Below are 20,486 nucleotides of genomic sequence, written 5' to 3' on the forward strand. Positions count from 1 at the left end.
CGATAGCGGGAATCGTGGCGATTGTCCGGGGCGGGGGGAGCCCTGCGGGGCCGCAAAGCCGCCCCGCAGGTCAGTTACTTGATGCGCTGGCCGGGCTTGGCACCGCTGTCCGGGCTCAGCAGGTAGATCTCTTCCCCGCCAGGGCCGGCCGCCATGACCATGCCCTCGGATACCCCAAAGCGCATCTTCCGCGGCTTGAGGTTGGCCACCATCATGGTCAGGCGACCCTCCAGCTTGGACGGGTCAGGGTAGGCCGACTTGATGCCCGAGAACACGTTGCGGCACTCGTCGCCGATGTCCAGGGTCAGTTGCAGCAGCTTGTCGGCACCCGGCACGGCTTCGGCCTTGACGATCAGTGCTACGCGCAGGTCGACGGCCGCGAAGGTATCGAACTCGATTTCTGCCGACAACGGGTCCTTGGCCAGCTCGCCGTTGCCAACCGGGGCCTTGGCTTCGGCGGCCAGCAGGTCTTCCTTGCTGGCGGCGACCATGGCTTCGACCTTGGCCGGTTCGATGCGGCTCATCAGCGCTTTGAACGGGTTCAGCTGGTGATTCTCCAGACGCGACTGGTGGTCGTTCCAGGTCAGCGGGGCCACATTGAGGAAGGCTTCGGCGTCGGCAGCCAACAGCGGCAGCACCGGCTTGAGGAAAATGACCAGCTGGCGGAACAGGTTGATGCCCTGTGCACAGATGGCCTGTACTTCGTCCTGCTTGCCTTCCTGTTTGGCCAGCGACCATGGTGCCTTGTCGGCGATCCAGGCGTTGGCGCGGTCAGCCAGTGCCATGATCTCGCGCATGGCACGGCCGAAGTCGCGCCCTTCATAGGCATCGGCGATTGATGGGGCGGCCGCCAGGAAGGCTTCGCTCAGCTCCGGTGCGGCATCGCCGGCCACCATCACGCCTGCATTGCCCTTGTGAATGAAACCGGCGCAGCGGCTGGCGATGTTGACTACCTTGCCGACCAGGTCCGAGTTGACCTTCTGCACGAAGTCTTCCAGGTTCAGGTCCAGGTCATCGACGCCACGACCCAGCTTGGCCGCGTAGTAGTAACGCAGGTATTCGGGCTGCAGGTGGTCAAGGTAGGTGCGGGCCTTGATGAAGGTGCCACGCGACTTGGACATCTTGGCTCCGTTCACGGTCAGGTAGCCGTGGACGTTGACCGCAGTCGGCTTGCGGAAGCCGGCGCCCTCGAGCATGGCCGGCCAGAACAGGGCATGGAAGTTGACGATGTCCTTGCCGATGAAGTGGTACAGCTCGGCCTTGGAGCCCTCGTTCCAGAAGGCATCGAAGTCCAGCTCCGGGCGGCGTGCGCAGAGGTTCTTGAAGCTGGCCATGTAGCCGATCGGCGCATCCAGCCATACGTAGAAGTATTTGCCTGGCTCGCCCGGGATCTCGAAGCCGAAATACGGCGCATCACGGGAGATATCCCATTCCTGCAGGCCCGAGTCCAGCCATTCGGCCAGCTTGTTGGCCACCGCGTCCTGCAGCGTGCCGCTGCGGGTCCACTGCTGCAGCATGGCCTGGAAGTCCGGCAGCTTGAAGAAGAAGTGCTGGGAATCGCGCAGTACCGGGGTGGCGCCGGAGATGGCCGACTTGGGGTTCTTCAGCTCGGTGGGCGCGTAGGTGGCGCCGCATTTTTCGCAGTTGTCGCCGTACTGGTCTTCGGCGGCGCACTTGGGGCAGGTGCCCTTGATGAACCGGTCAGCGAGGAACATGCCCTTTTCCGGGTCGAAATACTGGGTCACCGAGCGGGTGGCGATGTGCCCGGCTTCACGCAGGCGCGTGTAGATCAGGCTCGACAGCTCGCGGTTCTCTTCGCTGTGGGTGGAGTGGAAGTTGTCGAAGTCCACCAGGAAGTCGGCGAAGTCGCTGCTGTGCTCGGCCTGGACGTTGGCGATCAGCTGTTCCGGAGTGATGCCTTCCTTCTCTGCGCGCAGCATGATGGCCGAACCGTGAGCATCGTCGGCGCACACATAGATACACTGGTTGCCACGCAGCTTCTGGAAGCGGACCCACATGTCTGTCTGGATGTACTCGAGCATATGGCCAAGGTGGATCGATCCGTTGGCATAGGGCAAGGCGCTGGTGACGAGAATCTGACGTGGCTCGGACATGGTGGCTCGGCTACTTATCTGGCGACGGGGTAAAAATGAGGTTGATCGGCCACTATAAAGGGCTGGCGAAGATATTTCACCCCGCATGCACATCTGCTGACGATTGACGGGTTAGGATAGGCGCCTGTTTTACATTCAGTTTGCCAATGGGAGTCTCCATGAGTGCCGTCACCCGTGCCGCCGTCGAAGGCGTGCTTCGCCAGTACACCGACCCCTATCTGAACCAGGACCCGGTCAGCGCCGGCTGCGTGCGCGCTATCGATATCCAGGGCGGGCAGGTCAGCGTGCAGTTGCAGCTGGGTTATGCCGCAGGGCTGTTCAAGAACGGCTGGGCCCAGGTGCTGCAGACCGCCATCGGCAACCTTGAAGGCGTCAGCAATGCCCAGGTGTCGATCGATTGTGTGGTCGCTGCACACAAGGCCCAGGCCCAGGTGCCGGCCATGGCCAATGTCAGGAACATCATCGCCGTGGCCTCGGGCAAGGGCGGAGTGGGCAAGTCGACCACCGCGGCCAACCTGGCCCTGGCCTTGGCCCGCGAAGGTGCGCGGGTGGGTATTCTCGATGCCGATATCTATGGCCCCAGCCAGGGTGTGATGTTCGGTATTGCCGAAGGCACCCGCCCGCAGATCCGTGAACAGAAGTGGTTCGTACCGATCAAGGCCCATGGCGTGGAAGTGATGTCCATGGCGTTTCTCACCGACGACAACACGCCGATGGTCTGGCGGGGGCCGATGGTTTCCGGTGCGCTGCTGCAACTGGTGACCCAGACCGCCTGGGACGACCTCGACTACCTGGTGATCGACATGCCGCCGGGCACCGGTGATATCCAGCTGACCCTGGCGCAGAAGGTGCCGGTGGCAGGCTCGGTCATTGTCACTACTCCGCAGGATCTGGCCTTGCTGGATGCCAGGAAGGGCGTGGAGATGTTCCGCAAGGTCAACATCCCGGTCCTGGGGGTGGTGGAGAACATGGCCGTGCACATCTGCTCGAACTGCGGCCATGCCGAGCACCTGTTCGGTGAAGGCGGTGGCGAAAAGCTGGCGAGCCAGTATGGTGTCGACCTGCTGGCCTCGTTGCCGCTGTCGATGCTTATCCGTGAACAGGCCGACAATGGCAAGCCGACCGCGATCGCCGAGCCGGAAAGCCAGATCGCCATGATCTATCAGGAACTGGCCCGCCAGGTGGGCGCGCGGATCGTGCTGCAGGAAGCTGCTGCGCCGGCGATGCCTAGCATTACCATCAGCGAAGATTGACCTGTCAGATCGTGTCGCTCTCTTCGCGGGCTTGCCCGCGATGCAGGCGACTCGGTCTTTCGGCCAGGCATAAAAAAACCCGCCGGAAGGCGGGTTTTTTTGAAAGCCAGGAAGCTTCGATCGACTTAGGCGATCTGAACTTCTTCAGCCTGCATGCCTTTCTGGCCGCGGGTAGCGACGAAAGTAACAGCCTGGCCTTCTTTCAGGGTTTTGAAGCCGTCAGCTTGGATGGCTTTGAAGTGCACGAACAGGTCATCGCCCGACTGAGGGGTGATGAAGCCGTAGCCTTTCTCATCGTTGAACCACTTAACAACACCGGATTGACGGTTGGACATTTTTCTGTCTCCTTGGACAATTTGATAACGGTCAGGAAAAACCCTGCCCGGGACTGAGCGCAAAGAGAGCAGAAAATTCAGCGATGGGCCGATCAGGATCGTGCATCAAACTAGAGATTCTCGGTGTCACGTGCAGCACAGTGGCGTCACCTTAACCCACTTTCCGCCACCTGCCAATGGTCAGAAGGTGCTTTAGGCGAATTCGGATCGACGGCGGCGCAACCCCCGCCCGGCGCGGGATGAGGCGTGGAACTTTAACCTGGGCGCGGGGACCGGTAAGATGCGCGTCTGGTTTTTCTCCTCGCAACTCTTCTAGGACACCCACGCCATGAGCATCAAATCGGACAAGTGGATTCGCCGCATGGCGCAGGAACACGGCATGATCGAACCGTTCGTCGAGCGCCAGGTGCGCGGCGAGCAGGACAACCGGGTAATTTCCTTCGGCGTTTCCAGCTACGGCTACGACGTGCGCTGCGCCGATGAATTCAAGGTGTTCACCAACATCAACTCGGCCACCGTCGACCCAAAGAACTTCGACGCTGGTAGTTTCGTCGACATCAAGAGCGACGTCTGCATCATTCCGCCGAACTCCTTCGCCCTGGCGCGCACCGTCGAGTACTTCCGCATTCCGCGTGACGTGCTGACCATCTGCCTGGGTAAAAGCACTTACGCCCGTTGCGGCATCATCGTCAATGTCACCCCGCTCGAACCCGAATGGGAAGGCCACGTGACACTGGAGTTCTCCAACACCACCACGTTGCCGGCCAAGATCTACGCCAACGAAGGGGTGGCGCAGATGCTGTTCCTGCAGTCCGACGAAGAATGCGAAGTTTCGTACAAGGACCGTGGCGGGAAGTACCAGGGCCAGCGCGGCGTCACCCTGCCGCGTACCTGAGCCGACAAGCGCGGGGAATTACCCGCGCCTTTGGCACTCCAACGGGATAATGCCGATGCGCATGATGCGCAGCGGCCTTGTCAGGAGCAGCCAATGAAACTCCATCCCGCAATCAGTGCCAAGCTGGCAGTCCTGCAGCCCAACCATGTGGGGTTGTTGTCCTGGTCACTGCTGGCGCACCCGCTGCCGATGCAGGCGGGGGGCGTGCCCCACCAGCCTGATCCAGATACGCCACAGCCGCCGGAGCCGGGCGAAACACCGCCCATGGAACCGGGCGAGCCGACTCTGCCTGACGAACCGCCTCCGGCGCCTGTCGCCTGAACCGCTAAAGCGCCCAGACGCGCCCTGCACCGGCCAGGAAGACGCGGCTGGTAACCGTAGGCGTAATTTCCCAACCCCCGGTGAACTCGCCGAACGCCGGCAGCAGGCTGACCTGGCCATCGACCAGGAAGCACGGCAGGCGCAGGCGCTGTCGCGCCTTGCCGCGCAGGACCAAGACCGGGTGGACATGGCCGGCCAGCACTGGGTGTGTTGGATGAGCATGCGGTTCGTGCTGTAGCGCGAAGGGTTCCAGAAGCCAGGGTTCGTCCAGTACCTCGATGCCAAGAGAAGTGGGTGGATCGCCGGCGCTGCGATCATGATTGCCGCGTATCAGCACGATCTTCACGGTCTTGTGCCGTTCGCGCCAGGCCTGCAGCCTGGCCAGCGTCGCTGGCGCTCGCGCCGCGCGTGCATGCAGGAAGTCGCCCAGAACGATCAGTTGCTCGCAATCATGCGCGGCCAACAGGGCATCCAGGCGGGCCAGCGTCGCGGCAGTGGTACCGCGTGGTACCGGCTGGTGCAGGGCGCGATAGCTTGCCGCCTTGCCGATGTGCACGTCGGCGACCAGCAGGGCGCGGCGTGCCGGCCAGTAGATGGCCTTGTCGGAAAGCAGCCAGAGCTGCTGGCCACAGTGTTCGATGGCCAATAGGTCGGTCATTGAGTATTACTCGCTGCGCTTTCCAGTTCGGCGACCATCCGTGCAATCCGGTCTGCCAGTTTCTCGGTGCTCAGGGTTTCGCGCATGCCCTCCACCAGCAAGGCAAACGCCAACGGCCCCGGCCGTTGCAGCAGCCGCAGGTCGAGCCGCAGGCGCTCCATTTTCAGCAGTTGCCGATGCAGCCGCTCGATCTCCAGTTCCTCATTCAACACTTCGTCTCGCGCCTGGCCCAGCAGCAAGTTGCCGGCGTCATGCTTGCGAAAGACCTCGTAGAACAGGCCACTGGACGCCTGAATCTGTCGCAGGCTTTTCTGCGCTGCCGGATAGCCGCCAAACACCAGCCCGGCAATCTGGGCGATCTCGCGAAAACGCCGCAATGCCATTTCACCCGCGTTGAGGCTGGCCAGCACGTCGTCGAGCAGGTGCTCTGTAGCCAGTGCCTGCGGCAGGTGGGTCGCCCAATCCACGTTGCCGGGGCTGAGCAGTTCGAAGCCATAGTCGTTGACAGCGATCGAGACCGACAGCGGCTGCACGCGGCTCACCCGCCAGGCAATCAGGTTGGCCAGGCCAAGGTTGGCCATGCGCCCGGCGAACGGGTACAGAAACAGATGCCAGCCCTGGCGGGATTTGAAGGTTTCGGCCAGCAAGGTTTCGGTGCAAGGCAGCGCCGACCACTGCGCCTGCAAGGCCAGCAGCGGGCGTGCTGCACGCATCTCCGGGCCTTCGAAGTGCCCTTGCGCTGCTGCATCCAACTGCTCGACCAGAGCCTCGGCCAGTTCGCTGGAGAGTGGCATGCGGCCGCCGTTCCAGCGGGCAACCGCCGCCTTGCGTGCGCTGCTGCGGCGCACGTAGGCGGTCATGTTTTCCACGCGTACCAGTTCCAGCACGCGCCCGGCGAACAGCAAGGTATCACCGGGCCGCAAACGGGCGATGAAGGCTTCTTCGACACTGCCCAGCGCTTTGCCCCCACCGCCCTTGCTCCAGTACTTGAGTTGCAGGCTGGCGTCGCTGACGATGGTGCCGATGCTCATGCGGTGGCGGCGCGCCAAGCGTTCGCTGGCGACCCGGTAAATGCCGTCGGCCTGGCGCTCGACCCGCTGGTAGTCGGGGTAGGCGCTGAGCGAGCTGCCGCCATGGCAGACGAAGTCCAGCGCCCATTGCCACTGGCTGTCGCGCAACTGGCGAAAGGCCCAGGTGCTGCGCACTTCCTCGAGCAGCAGTTCGGCGTGAAAACCACTGCCCAGGGCCATGCTGACCAGGTGCTGCACCAGCACGTCCATGCACAGGCGTGGCGAATGACGGGCCTCGATGTGCCCGGCGGCCAGGGCCTGCCTGGCGGCGGCAGCCTCCACCAGCTCCAGGCTGTGGGTGGGCACCAAGGTAACTCGCGAGCGCCGCCCTGGCGCGTGACCGGAACGCCCGGCCCGCTGCATCAGCCGGGCGATGCCCTTGGCTGAGCCGATCTGCAGCACCCGCTCCACTGGTAGAAAGTCCACGCCCAGGTCCAGGCTGGAGGTGCAGACTACCGCTTTCAGGCTGCCCTGCTTGAGGCTGCGCTCCACCCAGTCACGGGTCTCCCGAGCCAGTGAAGCGTGGTGCAGGGCGACCAACCCGGCCCAGTCGGGGCGTGCGTCGAGCAGGGCCTGGTACCACAGTTCAGCCTGTGCCCGGGTGTTGGTGAATACCAGGCAGCTGTTGCTGGCATCGATCTCCTGGCAGACCTGATCACGCATCTTCAGGCCCATGTGCCCAGCCCAGGGGAAGCGCTCGATGGCTGCTGGCAGCAGGGTATCGACCAGCAGCGGCTTGTCTTGCCTGCCTTGTACCAGCAGGCCGCCCTGGGGCAGCAACACATCCAACGCATGCTGAAGGTTACCGAGGGTGGCGGACAGGCCCCAGGTAGGCAGGCCAGGCTGCCAGTGGCGCAGGCGGGCCAGGGCCAGTTGCAGTTGTACCCCGCGCTTGTTGCCCAGCAGTTCGTGCCATTCGTCCACCACCACCAGGCGCAGCGTGGCGAAATCGTCGCGGGCCTGTGCCCGGGTCAGCAGCAGGGTCAGGCTTTCGGGGGTCGTAACCAGCGCGCTGGGCAGGCGCCGCGCTTGTCGGGCACGTTCGGCACTGCCGGTATCGCCGCTGCGCACGCCCACGCTCCAGGGCAGCCCGAGCTCGTCCAGTGGCGCCTGCAGGGCGCGGGCGGTGTCAGCCGCCAGGGCACGCATCGGCGTAACCCACAGCACCTGCAATGGTGCAGCCTGACGACCCTGGGTTTCGGCCTTGAAGGCGCGCAGCGCGGCGAGCCATACCGCGTAGGTCTTGCCGGCACCGGTACTGGCATGCAGCAGGCCGGATTCGCCGCGCGCCACGGCGGCCCAGACACGGCGCTGGAAAGCGAACGGCTTCCAGCCACGCTTGGCGAACCAGGCACTGGCGAGGTCGGTGGCGGCGGGCATCGGCATGGCGTCCTTGGCGGGCTGTGTTTCTACAGACAACCCGCCAGATGCAATGGTTTTACCTGATCAGTTGGCCAGCAGGTAGCCGCTGCGGCATACCTGCTCACCGGCCACATGGGCGATGACCATGCCGGCGGTGGCCATGCGCCGTACGCTGCGCGCATACAGCAGGCCGGGCTGATTGTTGCGCACGGCAGTCACGCGGTCGCTGAGCGGGTCGATGACTTCGGCGATCAGTTGGCCAGCCTCGAGGGTTTGCCCAGGCTTGGCGTGGTACACCAGCAGCCCGCCCAACGGGGCGATCACGGGCTCGACGGCGGCCAGTGGGGTAGCGGGGCTGCGCAACGCGGGCAGGGCGGCGTGGGCGCCTTCGATGACCCCGCTATAGGTCAGGAAGTCGAGGATCGCCTGGCAGTCCTTGCTGGCCAGGTCATGGCTGACATCGGCCTGGCCGCGCAACTCGACAGTCACCGAGCAGCAGCCTAGCGGAATCGGGAAGCGCTTGCCGAAGCGCTGCTGCAACTGCCACCAGACCAGGCTGAAGCATTCATCGAACGACTGCCCGCCCGAGTCGGTGGCCAGCAGGCTGGCCTGCGCGCCCAGGTAGCAGGCCAGGGGTTCGATCTGCGCCCAGGCGTCCGGCGTGGTGTACAGGTGCTCCACTGCTTCGAAGTCGCAATGCAGGTCCAGCACCATATCGGCATCGCAGGCCAGGCGCTGGAGGATCAGGCGTTGGGCTTGCAGCGGCGTGCGCGCAGGGTGCGCATCCAGGCCACGGCGCAGGTATTCGCGGATGAGGGCGAGGTTATGGGTCGGGTCCTGGGTCAGGTGTTCTTCGATCTGGTCGCCGATGTTGTCCGACAGGTCGACGAAGTTGCGGTTGAAGTTCTCACCGCTTTGCAGTTCGAAACGCCCCAGCGGTGCGTCCAGCAGCACCTGTTCCAGGCCGACCGGGTTGGCCACCGGCACCAGGATGATCTCGCGCTGCAGGCGGCCTTGCTGTTCCAGTTCAGCCAGGCGGCGCTTGAGATGCCAGGCCACCAGCATACCCGGCAACTCGTCGGCATGCAGCGAGGCCTGGATATACACCTTGCCGCCACCGCGAGGGCCGAAGTGGAAACTGTGCAACTGGCGGGTGATGCCCGGAACGGGGGAGAGCAGGTCGTGGGTTGAATGGTGCATGGTCGTCCTGATTGCGTGGCGAAAACGGTCTGCGACACGGGTCGGCACACAGATAGAAGCATAGATTCCGTGACTGTGCCTCATCCGGTATCTGTCGGACGAACGCGAAGCAGCCCGCGCGCTCCGAATTGTCTCAAGCCAGCAGTGCCTGCAGGGTCGCCAGGTCATCCGCCTCTTCAACCGGCTTGTCCAGCCGCCAGCGCAGCATCCGCGGGAAGCGCACGGCAATGCCGCTCTTGTGCCTTCTGGACAGGGCTATTCCCTCGAAGCCCAACTCGAACACCAGCGTTGGTGTCACGCTACGGACCGGCCCGAAGGTTTCGACCGTGGTCTTGCGGATGATGGCGTCGACCTTGCGCATCTCTTCGTCACTCAGCCCCGAATAGGCCTTGGCAAAAGGTACCAGCGCCCGCCCCGGGGTGCCGGCCGGTGCATCCCACACGGCGAAGGTGTAGTCGCTGTACAGGCTGGCCCGCCGGCCATGGCCGCGCTGGGCATAGATCAGCACCGCATCGACGCTGAACGGGTCGATCTTCCACTTCCACCAGGTTCCCATGTCCTTGGTCCGCCCCACGCCATACAAGGCTTCGCGCTGCTTCAGCATCAAGCCTTCCACCCCCAGGCTGCGTGACTGTTCGCGCTGGCGGGCAAGGTCGGCCCAGTCCGGGCCTTCGAGCAACGGCGAGAGCAGCACCGGGGCCAGTGGGTATTCCTCAAGCACACGTTCCAGCTGCCGACGGCGCGCGTGCTGCGGCCGGCTGCGCCAGTCCTCGCCTTGCCATTCCAGCAGGTCGTAGGCCTGCAGTACCACCGGCGCATCGCCCAGCAGCTTCTTGCCCAAGGTCTTGCGGCCCAGGCGCTGCTGCAACAGGGCAAAGGGCTGTACCGCCAGCTCCGGCGCCGAGTTGCCCGGTTTCCACACCAGCAGCTCGCCATCGAGCACGACCCCGTCGGGCAGTGTCTGCGCCAGGCTGTGCAGCTCGGGAAAGCGCTCGGTGACCAGTTCCTCGCCGCGTGACCAGACCCACAGCTGGCCGTCGCGTTTGACCACCTGGGCGCGGATGCCGTCCCACTTCCATTCGATCTGCCAGTCGCTCGGTGGGCCGAGCACTGCATCGAACTGTTCGGTCGGTACTTGCAGAGGGTGAGCCAGAAAAAACGGGTAGGGCTGGCCGCCACGCTGGCCATGTTCATCGTCTGATGCCGGTGCGACCAGTTGTTGGTAGCTGGCGGCGGTGGGGCGGTGGCTGATATCGGTGTAGCCGACCAGGCGCTGGGCCACGCGTTTGGCATCCAGCCCGGCCAGTTGCGCCAGGGCACGGGTAACCAGCAGCTTCGATACGCCAACGCGAAAGCTGCCAGTGATGAGCTTCAGGCACAGCATCAGGCTGGGGCGGTCCAGCTGTGCCCACAATGGCGGCAGACGTTGCTGGAGTTGTTCGACAGGCAGGCCGCGCAATGGCAGCAGATGGTGTTCGACCCAATGGGCCAGGACATCGTCGCCCGCGTGATGACTTGCCGGCACCAGCAGGGAAATGGTTTCGGCCAGGTCGCCAACGGCTTGGTAGCTTTCCTCGAACAGCCAGTCCGGGAGCCCCGCCAACGCACTGGCCAGCTCCCGCAGCACCCGCGTAGGCACCAGTTGGCGAGGGCGACCACCAGCCAGGAAGTACACGGCCCAGGCGGCATCCGCAGCCGGGGCGGTGCTGAAATAGTCACGCAAGGCCTGCAGCTTGGCGGCGCTGGAGGTGGTCGCATCCAGCCTCAGGTACAGCTCGGCGAACGCTTTCATGCGTCTGGCTCCGTGGCGACAGCGTCGTCCTCCTCGCCGTATTCAGTGGCGAAGGCGCGGGCATCGAGGCCTTGTTCATTGAGGTAGCGCACCAGCACATTGACTGACCCGTGGGTGACCATCACCCGTTCCGCGCCGGTCTGGCCGATGGCCCAGAGCAGCCCCGGCCAATCGGCATGGTCCGAGAGCACGAAGCCGCGATCTACCCCGCGCCGTCGGCGGGTGCCGCGCAACAGCATCCAGCCACTGGCGAAAGCATCGCTGTAATCGCCGAAACGGCGCATCCAGCTGCTGCCACTGGCGGAAGGCGGTGCCAGGACCAGCGCCTGGCGCAGCAGTGGGTCGTTGCGCGGGATATCGCCGGCATAGCGGGTTTCCGGCAGACGGATGCCGGCGTCACGGTACACCCGGTTGAGTGGTTCGACGGCGCCATGCACGAGTATCGGGCCGATGCTGGCGTCCAGCCCGTGGAGGATTCGCTGGGCCTTGCCGAAGGCATAGCAGAACAGCACGCTGGCTTTGCCCTGTGCGCAGTTGGCCCGCCACCAGGCATTGATGGCGGCGAAGATCTCGCCTTGGCTGGGCCAACGGTAGATGGGCAGGCCGAAGGTCGATTCGGTGATGAAGGTATGGCAGGGTACCGGTTCGAAGGGGGTGCAGGTGGCATCGGGCTCGACCTTGTAGTCGCCGGAGGCGACCCAGACTTCGCCCTGGTATTCCAGGCGCACTTGTGCCGAGCCCAGCACGTGCCCGGCCGGGTGCAGGCTCAGGGTCACACCATGGTGCAGCAGGCGTTCGCCGTAGGGCAGGGTCTGCAAATTGATGTCCTGGCCCAGGCGGCTGCGCAGGATGCCGGCGCCGGCGCTGGCGGTCAGGTAATGGCCATTGCCGATGCGGGCGTGGTCGCCGTGGCCATGGGTGATCACAGCGCGGCCCACGGGCCGCCAGGGGTCGATGTAGAAATCACCGGGCGGGCAGTACAGGCCTTCGGGGCGGGCGATGATGAGGTCCATGGCTCAACGTCTGGGATAGGGCTTGCTAGCTCAGAGTGTTGCGGGCCACGGCAAGTTCGATGTGTGAGGCAGCCCTCTGGAGGGCTGCCAGGTCAGCGTCAGGAAATAGCGATCTTCCAGCCCGACTTTCTGGCTTCTTCGATACTGATCTTGGCGCCGCGGGAGATGTTCAGGCGTTTGCCGTCATGCATCAGGTAGGGCGAAGCACGGAAGTGATCCCAGGTGGTATCGGCGCTGTTCGGCAGCAGGTCCTCGGTGTCATAAGTGATTTCCAGGGTAGCTGGTGAAGTAACCGCAGGGGCGCAGGCATCACCGTCGCTGATCATGCGGTAGTCGGCGATTGCGGTACCCACCCAAAGTTGTGCGTTGACGGTAGCGCCAGCTGGCACTTTGAGCGTATCAGGCCAGGAAATTTCGATTTTCAGGGTTTCTGTAGCCATGTTCATCATCCTCTTGATGGAAAGTGTGCCGCAGCTGTCCGGGAACAGTGCGACACCGAGGATGCTAGGTAGCTGGGCGGCCGCCGGTAAGCAGGAAACGCTCCACTAGCGGCCAGGCACCAATGTCAAACGCTGGTTGCCATATGCCCGCCCGAAGTTCTGCTGCTGCAGTGGCAGGCTCATGAAGTGCCCCTTGAACCAGGCATCCAGCCCATCGCTGTAATGTGTGCTGGCCGGGTTGCCGGATTGTCCGCTGCTGGTCAGCACCTGCAACGGCTCGGCCTGGCCGAAGTCGACGATCATACGTGCCGAGGCCGGCAGACGGGTATCGAAGTCGCTGCCCCAGGCGTACGGCGTCAGGGCCAGGGTCGTGAAGTCACCACCGGCAGGTTGCGGCGCACGGCTGATGGCATCGCCCAGGCCATGGTAGGCCGGTGCCGGCCAGCGGTACTGGTGCAGCTTGCCCCACTGCCAGGCGCGGCGGTCGGCCCCCAATTGCGCGGTGCCGGCATCGATGGTGCTGGCCAGACTGCGTGCCAGAATGGCCGGCTTGTCTTCTTTTTGCGGGGTGGCGCGGTCATCCCAGAACGGGCTGTCGTCGCGCCCCAGCAGGTGGTCGGCCTGTGCCGAGAACGATAACCGCGCGTTGCTGACGAAGGCTTGCCAGGCCGGACCGGATTCCGGGCCAAGGTCATCCAGGAAGGTCTGGCGCGCCACCTCCTGGAGGAACAGTTCGTACAGTGCGGCATCGGCCGACACCGGGCTCAGGCGGCCATCGAAGGCCTTGAGCCGGGCCAGCGCGTCGCGGGCCTTGTCGCGCTGTGCGGCGGGCAAGGCGTCGATCGCCTGCTTCAGCGGCTGGGCCATGCCAGGTGCGTCGAACATCTGCTTGAGCTTGTCGGCCAGCAAGGTGACCTGATCGTTCTGCAGGGCCATCAGGCTGCGGCTGTCGTGACGGCCATTGCCGGCCAGCTGCGCCAGGCGTTCGGCCCGTTCGGGGTAGTACCAGGTGCTGGACAGTTGCATGCCATAGCCGCGCGGCAGGCTGCGCTGGTTGGCGTGGCCGATCCAGCCGGCAGGTGGGTCCTGGTCGTAAGGGTGCAGCATCGGGTCGGCAAAGCCGTCCCAGTCGTAGCGCCCGTCCCAGCCCGGTGATGGCAGCAGGCCCTGGCCGTCGCGGCGGTTGGGGTAGCGGCCACTGACTTGCCAGCCGATGTGCTCGGGTTCGGCGAAGACGAAGTTGAGCGCGGTGGCCGCCACCTCGCGGGTATTGTCAAAGGCGCGTTCCACGCTCTGCGCCCGGGTCAGGTCGAACAGCGCATCCAGGCTGCGGTCGCCCTTTACCTGCGGCAGGTTCAGCGCCAGGCCCAGGCTGGCGTTGCCCGGTTGGGCCAGCAGAGTGCCGTGGCGGGTCTCGTACATCACTTCGCGCAACGGGCGCTGGCCGCGGACGAAGAAGGTTTCGCTACGGGCGCGAGCCGGTAGCCATTTGCCGTCGGCCAGGTAGCTCACCTGGTCGCTCTGATGACGCAGTTGTTCCAGGTACAGATCCTGGTTGTCTGCCATGACCGCGCTGCTGCTCCAGGCCAGCTTGCCGTTGTAACCGGCCAGCACGATCGGCAGGCCGGGCAACGACAGCCCGGCCACCTGGTACCTGCCGGTGTGGATTTGTACCGGGCTCAGGGCCCAGGCGGCGCGGCTGTCGCTGGCCAGCAGGCTCTTGCCACTGTGGCTGCGCTGCGGCGCCAGGGCCAGGTTGGCCGACCCCGGGCTACCCAGCAGGTCGAGGTCGGCCAACTTCTGGCTGGCGACGGCCAGGGCCGACAGCCCCGGCAACTGGCTGGCCAGGTTCAGGCCCTTGAGCTTGTCCACCTCGGCTTCGGCCAACGGCTCGTCCGGGGCACCGGGTAACAGCCAGGCCAGCTTGTCGCTGCCGGCCTTCTGCGCCAGGACCAGGGCACTCAGTTCTTCTTGCAGATTCACTGACTGGCTGAAGGCGTACAGGCTGAAGATCAGCGCCGAATCCTCGGGCTTCCAGTATTCGGGGCGATAGCCATTGCTGGCCAGGCCGGCCGGCAGCCTGTCGCGGTAGCGGAACAGGTAAGCGTTGACCCCGCGTGCATAGACCTCGAAAAAGCGCTTGAGCCGTGGCGATGCTTCGGCGTACTGCTGGGCGGCGCTCTGCTTGAGGTTGGCGGCGCGCATCAACCGGTCGATGTCCAGCGCATCGCTGCCGGCCAGTTCGGCCAGGCGGCCTTGCGCCAGCAGGCGCATGGTGACCATCTGCTCGATACGGTCGCCGGCATGCACGTAGCCCAGGCTGAACAGCGCGTCATGGAAGCTGCTGCTTTCGATCAGGGGGGCACCCATGGCATTGCGCCGTACCGAGACGTTCTGCGCCAGGCCCTTGAGCGGCTGCACGCCGCTGGTCGGTGGCACGCTGCCCTGGTAGCCGCCCGTCTGGCAGCCGGCCAGCCCGAGCATGCCGAGCAGCGTGGCAGCGGTTACGAACCGCGGGCGGAAGGGTGGAAAGGCGGGGGCGGCCATGACAAGGGCTCCTGCAAGGCGTGGCGATTTTGGAAAGGCGCTAAGGTAGTAAGCGCGCAGGCGCCGTGCAAGGTCCCTGGGCGCTTTATTTGCCAGCGCCGGCTCAAACCTTGAAATGCATGGCCACGGCGTCGGAAAAAAGCGTGCAATTGATGCGTGCATGGCCTTGATAGTCCCGGCTGACGGCGAAGGCCGAGCCAGGAATCAACATCACCTTGTGTTGCTCCAGACGGTGCATGAAGGGCTGCAGGTCGGCCAGCTCAGGGTGATTGACCCACAGGAACATTCCGCCTTGTGGTGTTACATCGAACTGCCAGCCACGTGCCCGCAACAACTGCTGGGTTTGTGCCTGCTGCCTGATCAGGCGCTGCTGCAGGTCTTTCATGTGTCGGGCATAGGTGCCATCGGCCAGGATGGTGTTGACGAAGCGTTCGCAGAACGCTGGCACGGCAACGCAGGTCAGCAGCTTCAGGCGCGTCAGGGGTTCGATCAGTGCCGCCGAACAGGCGATATAGCCCACGCGCAGTGACGCGGACAGGCACTTGGAGAAACTGCCGATGTAGATGACCCGCTCGAAGTTGTCCAGTTCGGCGAGGGTCTGGCGCATGCCCGGCGCGAAGTCGCCATACACGTCATCCTCGACCACGAAAAAGTCGTGCTCCGTCGCCAGGCGCAGGATGCTGAAGGCAATGTGCGGGCTGATATTGCCGCCGGTCGGGTTATGAAAGTTGCTGTTGCAGAAGAACGCCTTGACCTTGTGCCTGGCCAGCTGGGCTCTCATGTCTTCCACGTCCGGCCCGTCCTGAGTGCGCCGCACGCCGAGTACCTGGCCGCCGGCCAGCTGGATCAGCCTGATCAGGTTGCCATTGCCGGGCTCGTCGACCAACACGTGATCGCCTGGCTTGATCAGCAACCGCGCAACCAGGTCCAGTGCTTGCGTGGCGCCCAGCGTGGTCAGCAGCTGGTCGGGCCGGGCTTCGATACGGGTAAGGCGCTGCAGGTGCATGCATAGTTGTCTGCGCATGGGCAGGTAACCCTGGATGTCGCCATATTCCGCCAGCGAGCTCTGCTCCAGGCGCGCGGTGCGCCGTATCGCCTTGGCCAGCAGCTCGGTGTCACGCCAGGCCGGCGGCAGCCAGCCACTGCCGAGCTTGGTGTAGTGCTGGCCACCTTGCAGCAGCTTGAACAATGGGTCGTTGGCCATGCTTGCCGGGGTGTCGACCGGGTTGGCTTCTGGCGCGCGCGGTTGCAGGCTGTTACAGGCGACAAAGTAGCCGCGGCCAGGAATGGCGGTCAGCACCCCTTCGCTGACCAGTCGGGCATAACTGGAAACGACATCGTGGTAGCTGGAATCGGCCGCCGCCGTCAGCTTGCGAATGGACGGCATGCGCTGTCCGGGCAGCCATTCACCTGCCTCGAGGCGCTGTTTCAACTGTTCATGCAGGGGGGGCAAGCGCATGTCAGGTCCGTCAGCTGTTAGAAAAAACAGCCTAACAGGTAAGCGGAAAGTGCGTCGACTGTTCGCCTTTCAAGGCGTGGTAGGTGCCACCATGTACTTGTCGGCCGTTTTCGTCGTGCCGGATACAACGTCTATCTACCTTGAGCACAGCCATGTCCAGCACACTTCCGCGGCGCACCTACCTGTATTTCACTGCGCAATCGATCAACCTGACCACTGCAGTCATGTCGGTGACCATGGCCGCCATCGTCGGTGCAGCGCTCGCGCCTGCCGCCACCTGGTCCACAGTGCCCTACGGCTTTCAGTTCCTGTGCATGATGCTGGCTACTTACCCGGCCTCCAGGGTGATGAGCCGTATCGGCCGCAAGCGGGCATTCATGCTGGGCTCGATACCTTTGGCGGTGTCCGGCATCAGCGGCTACCTGGCGGTGCAGGAACAGCACTTCGCGATCCTGGTGATCAGCCACTCGGCGTTGGGTATCTACATTGCGTTCGCCAACTTCAACCGCTTTGCCGCTACCGACAACCTGGCACAGAGCCTGAAACCCAAAGCGCTTTCTCTGGTTGTGGCAGGCGGTGTCATTGCCGCCGTGATTGGTCCGGCACTCACTGAGTGGCTCCGCGATGTTGGCGGCTACCCGCTGTTTGCGCTGTGTTACGCCGCTTTTGTCGGCCTGGCGGCGATGTCCTTGCTGATCGCGGCCTGCCTGCCCGGCGATGCCGCAGGGGCGACCCGGGAGCCGGCGAAGAACCCGCCTGGTGCAACCAACGAACCGCTCAGCCCGGTGCTGGCCGTGGCCATGGCAGTGGCCGCGCTGGGTTACGGGGTCATGAACCTGCTGATGATCCAGGCGTCCATGCACATGAAACACATGCATGAAGACTTCTCCGATGTGCGCCTGGCGATTCAATGGCATGTGGTTGCCATGTTCGCTCCGTCGTTCTTCACCGGCGCCATCATCCACAGGCTCGGGATCAGGTCCACCATCTGCGCCGGCCTGGGCTTGTTGATCGGTTGCACGGCAATGAACATGTGGTCGCACAGTTACGCGGTGATGACCTTGTCGTTGATAGCCCTCGGCCTTGGCTGGAACCTGACCTACGTGGGCGGCGGGGCGTTGCTGATGCAAACGCTGCAGAACAGTCCGTCAGCCATGCACATGCAGGGGAAGAACGACCTGGCCATCGCCCTGTTCGCGACCGTTGGCGCATTCAGCCCGTCGCTGTTGCTGGGCTCGGTCGGCTGGAACGGTACCAATGCCATCTGCATGGCATTGTGCATCGTGCTGCTCCTGGCTAGCGGCTACGCACTGCGCGGCCCGGTGCCGGGACGCGCATGTGCTGTTCAGGTCAGGCGCCGTGGCACTTCTTGAACTTTTTCTGGCTACCGCACGGGCATGGGTCGTTACGGCCAACGTCCTTCAGGGCGTTGCGTACCGGCTCCTGGTGGCCGTGGTTGCAGTGCGGGCCGTGGACGTGGCCATGATCGTGGTGGTGATCATGGTCGTGATTGCAGTCAGGGCCATGAACGTGGGGTTGCTGGGACATTGCAGGGTTACTCCGGGTGGTAATCGCCGGGGATTATCTCACCACTGCGCGACAAGTGCAGGTCCCGATGCATGAGCAGGCCGGTTGCCAGCTCGGCCTGCAGGCTGTAATGCAGCGGCTGGCCGCTCTTGAGCAGCTTGGCCAATGGTTTCAGGTGCTGCCACAGGTTGGTTCGCGCGGTGATCTTGAAGGTACGCCGGGCATGCCCGCCAACACTGCGCCACAGGCTGGTTTCGTCCTGCACCAACAACAGGTCGTTGAGGCGTATGGCATAGGACAGGCTGCGGATGAACAGACGGCTGTCATTGGGATTGTCGACCTGCAGGTGCAGCACGAATTCCTGTTCCAGCAACCTGGCCTTGACCGTCTCGACCTCGACCAGGTGCACCTCGGGTTCGCGCCAGTCATCGCCGCCCCAACTGGAGCAGCCCGCCAGCAGGGCCAGCCAGGCGAGCAGCGGGCAGAGCAGCAGGCGGGCGGGGGCGCTCATCTTCAGCTACCCACGTAGCTGGCGCAGCACTTCTTGAACTTCTGGCCGCTGGCGCAGGGGCAGGGATCGTTGCGCCCGGCCTTGAGCCCGACCGTGGGGTCGATGAAATACCAATGCCCGGCATGCTGGACGAAGGCCGAGCGTTCGCGGTGCTGGTGGTCGCCATCCTGGTCGTGCCAGCGTGCGGTGAAGGTCACGAAGGCATGTTCAGGCTGGCCGCCCAGCACTTCCGCCGCTTCCACCTCCAGGCCCAGCCAGGTGCTCTGGGCACTCCAGGCGGCCATGGCGGCACGGTCCAGGCCGGCTTGCTGGGCCGGCAGGGTGGTAGCCACCAGGTAGTCGACCAGGCCCAGCACATAGGCACTGTAGCGTGAGCGCATCAACGCCTGGGCATCCGGCGCCGGGGTGCCGGCATGGTAGTGCCCGCAGCAGGCGTCGAGCAGGTTGCCACTGCCGCAAGGGCAGACCGAGACACTCATCATCACCACCAGTACTTGCCGAAATTTTCAGGATTGGCCCAGAACTTGGCATTGAGCCAGTCCGGTACCTGCTTGTAGTCATGTAGATCATAGGTGAACAAGCTCAGGACCTGCTCGCCCCGGCAGAATTTCTCGCTGGCCGACAGGGCCAGGGCGAAAAAATCGGTGTCTTGCCAGCCACACGCGGCCAGGTCGGCCAGCACTGCAACCCGGTTGGCATTGAGGTTGCGCACCCCGCCGAGCAGTTCCAGGCCCGTACGCTTGGGCAGATGCTCCAGGCAATCCACCAGCAGCGCCAGGTCGAAGCGTTGCGCCGCCAGATCCGCCGGCAGTGGGCCAGGAGCTGCGGTGGCGATGGTCACCTGCGGGTGCGCCTGGGCGAAGGCGTCCAGCGCCGGAAAGCGTGTGCCCACCAGCAGCAGCCGTTGCGGGGTGAAGCGCTCGAGCAGGGCGGCCAGGGCCTGCTGCGGGGTGCGCTGGGAAAAACGGTCGGTCATTGCAAGTCCTCTTCAAGTCGTCCAAGACTAGCGGGCCACAGCGCGTGGGCAAAGAGGCATGTGACCGCGTCGTGGCTTATTGCTGGCAGGGATGGAATGCGCGGTCTTTACTCCCAGAGATCGGCCTTATGCCGATTCCCCCTAGGAGAAGCAATAAAATGAGCATAGTACGCACAGCGATACCCCTGGTTCTGCTCACCAGTGTGTTGACTGGTTGTGCAGGTTTGCAAAAGACCGACTGGCCGAAATGTGCTGCCGTCGGGGGTGTAGGCGGCGCTGCCCTGGGCGCCATCGAGAGTTCCAGCTGGGCTGGCTGGGGTGCCTTGGTGGGCGGTAGCATGGCGGCAGGCTACTGCTGGGTCCATGGCGATGGCGACGAAGATGGCGACGGTGTGCCGGACAGCCGTGACAAATGCCCCGGCACCCCGCGCGGCGTGAAGGTGGATGCCAATGGTTGCCCGCCCGAGCCGGCACCGGTGGTCGAGGAAGTGGTGGTGCAGAAGGAAGAAGTCATCGTCATCCGCGATGTGCACTTCGAATTCGATTCTGCGCGCCTGACCGCCAGCGACAAGGAGCGCCTCAACACCGTTGCCACCCGCCTCAAGCAGGAAGCACCATCCGCCCGCCTGAGCGTCAGCGGTCACACCGACAGCGTCGGCTCCGACCAGTACAACCAGAAACTGTCCGAGCGGCGTGCTCACGCAGTGACCGATTACCTGGTCGAGAGTGGTGTGCCGCGCAGCAGCTTCGTTTCGGTGGTCGGCGCTGGTGAAACCCAGCCGGTGGCGGACAACGCCACGGCCGAGGGGCGTGCCATGAACCGCCGTACCGAGATCAAGATCCAGCGGTAAAGCGTGCGCGCCCGTGCCTTGAGCAGTGGCATGGGCGCGCCCTGGAGCGACAGCCGTTCGCGGCCAATGGCAGCCGTCAGCACCACGCCGGCATTCGACGGGTGGCGCGGCCTCTCAACCAAGCGGCGCTGGCGCCTGCCTTGGCATTGCAGTTAATGTGCT

19 protein-coding genes are annotated in these 20,486 nt (G+C 64.3%); 5 read left to right on the plus strand and 14 right to left on the minus strand.

The genetic code is table 11. From position 1 onward, the window contains the following. Positions 1-74: 74 nt before the first annotated feature. Entirely contained in the window at positions 75-2,114 is a 2,040-nt protein-coding gene (gene metG, locus HU760_RS06345; protein ID WP_186677741.1) for a methionine--tRNA ligase, read from the minus strand. 158 nt (positions 2,115-2,272) lie between these two features. Here metG and apbC point away from each other — a divergent pair, with 158 nt between their 5' ends. Beyond that, positions 2,273-3,367, plus strand: a complete 1,095-nt coding sequence (apbC, locus tag HU760_RS06350) for an iron-sulfur cluster carrier protein ApbC (protein WP_186677743.1) — start codon at positions 2,273-2,275, stop codon at positions 3,365-3,367. 125 nt (positions 3,368-3,492) lie between these two features. Here the strand turns inward: apbC and HU760_RS06355 are convergent, their stop codons facing one another. Continuing rightward, positions 3,493-3,702, minus strand: a complete 210-nt coding sequence (locus tag HU760_RS06355) for a cold-shock protein (RefSeq protein WP_003254922.1) — start codon at positions 3,700-3,702, stop codon at positions 3,493-3,495. Positions 3,703-4,030: 328 nt separating this feature from the next. On the opposite strand from HU760_RS06355, the gene dcd reads away from it, so the two are divergent. Both dcd and HU760_RS06365 read left to right on the plus strand, forming a co-directional pair. After that, positions 4,031-4,597 carry a dCTP deaminase gene (gene dcd, locus HU760_RS06360; protein WP_003254920.1) on the plus strand — a complete coding sequence of 189 codons (567 nt, stop codon included), beginning with the start codon at positions 4,031-4,033 and terminating at the stop codon, positions 4,595-4,597. A gap of 93 nt (positions 4,598-4,690) precedes the next feature. After that, complete coding sequence (locus HU760_RS06365) at positions 4,691-4,918, plus strand: hypothetical protein (protein WP_186677747.1); 228 nt, start codon at positions 4,691-4,693, stop codon at positions 4,916-4,918. Between the two features lie 4 nt (positions 4,919-4,922). Here HU760_RS06365 and pdeM read toward each other — a convergent pair whose 3' ends face one another. From pdeM to HU760_RS06405, 8 genes are all read right to left on the minus strand, one after another. Continuing rightward, positions 4,923-5,576 carry a ligase-associated DNA damage response endonuclease PdeM gene (gene pdeM, locus HU760_RS06370; RefSeq protein ID WP_186677757.1) on the minus strand — a complete coding sequence of 218 codons (654 nt, stop codon included), beginning with the start codon at positions 5,574-5,576 and terminating at the stop codon, positions 4,923-4,925. Continuing rightward, positions 5,573-8,026: a ligase-associated DNA damage response DEXH box helicase gene (locus HU760_RS06375; protein ID WP_186677759.1), complete on the minus strand. Its 2,454-nt coding sequence runs from the start codon at positions 8,024-8,026 to the stop codon at positions 5,573-5,575. The genes pdeM and HU760_RS06375 overlap by 4 nt, the downstream gene beginning before the upstream one ends. 66 nt (positions 8,027-8,092) lie before the next feature. Then, complete coding sequence (locus tag HU760_RS06380; protein WP_186677761.1) at positions 8,093-9,208, minus strand: succinylglutamate desuccinylase/aspartoacylase family protein; 1,116 nt, start codon at positions 9,206-9,208, stop codon at positions 8,093-8,095. A 133-nt stretch (positions 9,209-9,341) separates the two neighbouring features. Next, positions 9,342-11,000 (minus strand): ATP-dependent DNA ligase, encoded by a 1,659-nt coding sequence (locus HU760_RS06385; RefSeq protein ID WP_186677763.1) that lies wholly within the window; start codon positions 10,998-11,000, stop codon positions 9,342-9,344. Further along, complete coding sequence (locus HU760_RS06390; protein WP_186677765.1) at positions 10,997-12,013, minus strand: ligase-associated DNA damage response exonuclease; 1,017 nt, start codon at positions 12,011-12,013, stop codon at positions 10,997-10,999. Before HU760_RS06390 ends, HU760_RS06385 begins: the two co-directional genes overlap by 4 nt. 98 nt (positions 12,014-12,111) lie before the next feature. After that, a complete protein-coding gene (locus tag HU760_RS06395; protein WP_186677767.1) occupies positions 12,112-12,453 on the minus strand; it encodes a hypothetical protein in 342 nt (113 codons plus the stop codon). A gap of 105 nt (positions 12,454-12,558) precedes the next feature. Beyond that, positions 12,559-15,000 carry a penicillin acylase family protein gene (locus HU760_RS06400; RefSeq protein ID WP_186677768.1) on the minus strand — a complete coding sequence of 814 codons (2,442 nt, stop codon included), beginning with the start codon at positions 14,998-15,000 and terminating at the stop codon, positions 12,559-12,561. 103 nt (positions 15,001-15,103) lie between these two features. Next, the gene (locus HU760_RS06405) at positions 15,104-16,459 is read right to left on the minus strand and encodes an aminotransferase-like domain-containing protein (RefSeq protein WP_186677769.1); all 1,356 of its coding nucleotides are present in this window, start codon (positions 16,457-16,459) and stop codon (positions 15,104-15,106) included. Between the two features lie 152 nt (positions 16,460-16,611). On the opposite strand from HU760_RS06405, the gene HU760_RS06410 reads away from it, so the two are divergent. Continuing rightward, entirely contained in the window at positions 16,612-17,832 is a 1,221-nt protein-coding gene (locus HU760_RS06410; RefSeq protein WP_186677770.1) for an MFS transporter, read from the plus strand. Here HU760_RS06410 and HU760_RS06415 read toward each other — a convergent pair. From HU760_RS06415 to HU760_RS06430, 4 genes are read right to left on the minus strand one after another with little or no spacing between them, the layout of a single operon-like run. After that, a complete protein-coding gene (locus HU760_RS06415; protein WP_003258907.1) occupies positions 17,810-18,007 on the minus strand; it encodes an SEC-C metal-binding domain-containing protein in 198 nt (65 codons plus the stop codon). The two genes, HU760_RS06410 and HU760_RS06415, sit on opposite strands and share 23 nt — an antisense overlap. A 7-nt stretch (positions 18,008-18,014) precedes the next feature. Continuing rightward, positions 18,015-18,497 carry an LEA/WHy family protein gene (locus HU760_RS06420; RefSeq protein WP_186677772.1) on the minus strand — a complete coding sequence of 161 codons (483 nt, stop codon included), beginning with the start codon at positions 18,495-18,497 and terminating at the stop codon, positions 18,015-18,017. Positions 18,498-18,499: 2 nt separating this feature from the next. Beyond that, the gene (locus tag HU760_RS06425; RefSeq protein ID WP_170031859.1) at positions 18,500-18,976 is read right to left on the minus strand and encodes a YchJ family protein; all 477 of its coding nucleotides are present in this window, start codon (positions 18,974-18,976) and stop codon (positions 18,500-18,502) included. Positions 18,977-18,978: 2 nt separating this feature from the next. Continuing rightward, positions 18,979-19,473 carry a DUF6231 family protein gene (locus HU760_RS06430; protein ID WP_186677773.1) on the minus strand — a complete coding sequence of 165 codons (495 nt, stop codon included), beginning with the start codon at positions 19,471-19,473 and terminating at the stop codon, positions 18,979-18,981. A 158-nt stretch (positions 19,474-19,631) separates the two neighbouring features. Between HU760_RS06430 and HU760_RS06435 the strand changes: the two genes are divergently transcribed. Then, complete coding sequence (locus HU760_RS06435) at positions 19,632-20,324, plus strand: PA1041 family peptidoglycan-binding anchor lipoprotein (protein ID WP_186677774.1); 693 nt, start codon at positions 19,632-19,634, stop codon at positions 20,322-20,324. Positions 20,325-20,486 lie beyond the last annotated feature (162 nt).

It is taken from the genome of Pseudomonas oryzicola (assembly GCF_014269185.2).
Taxonomy (GTDB): domain Bacteria; phylum Pseudomonadota; class Gammaproteobacteria; order Pseudomonadales; family Pseudomonadaceae; genus Aquipseudomonas; species Aquipseudomonas oryzicola.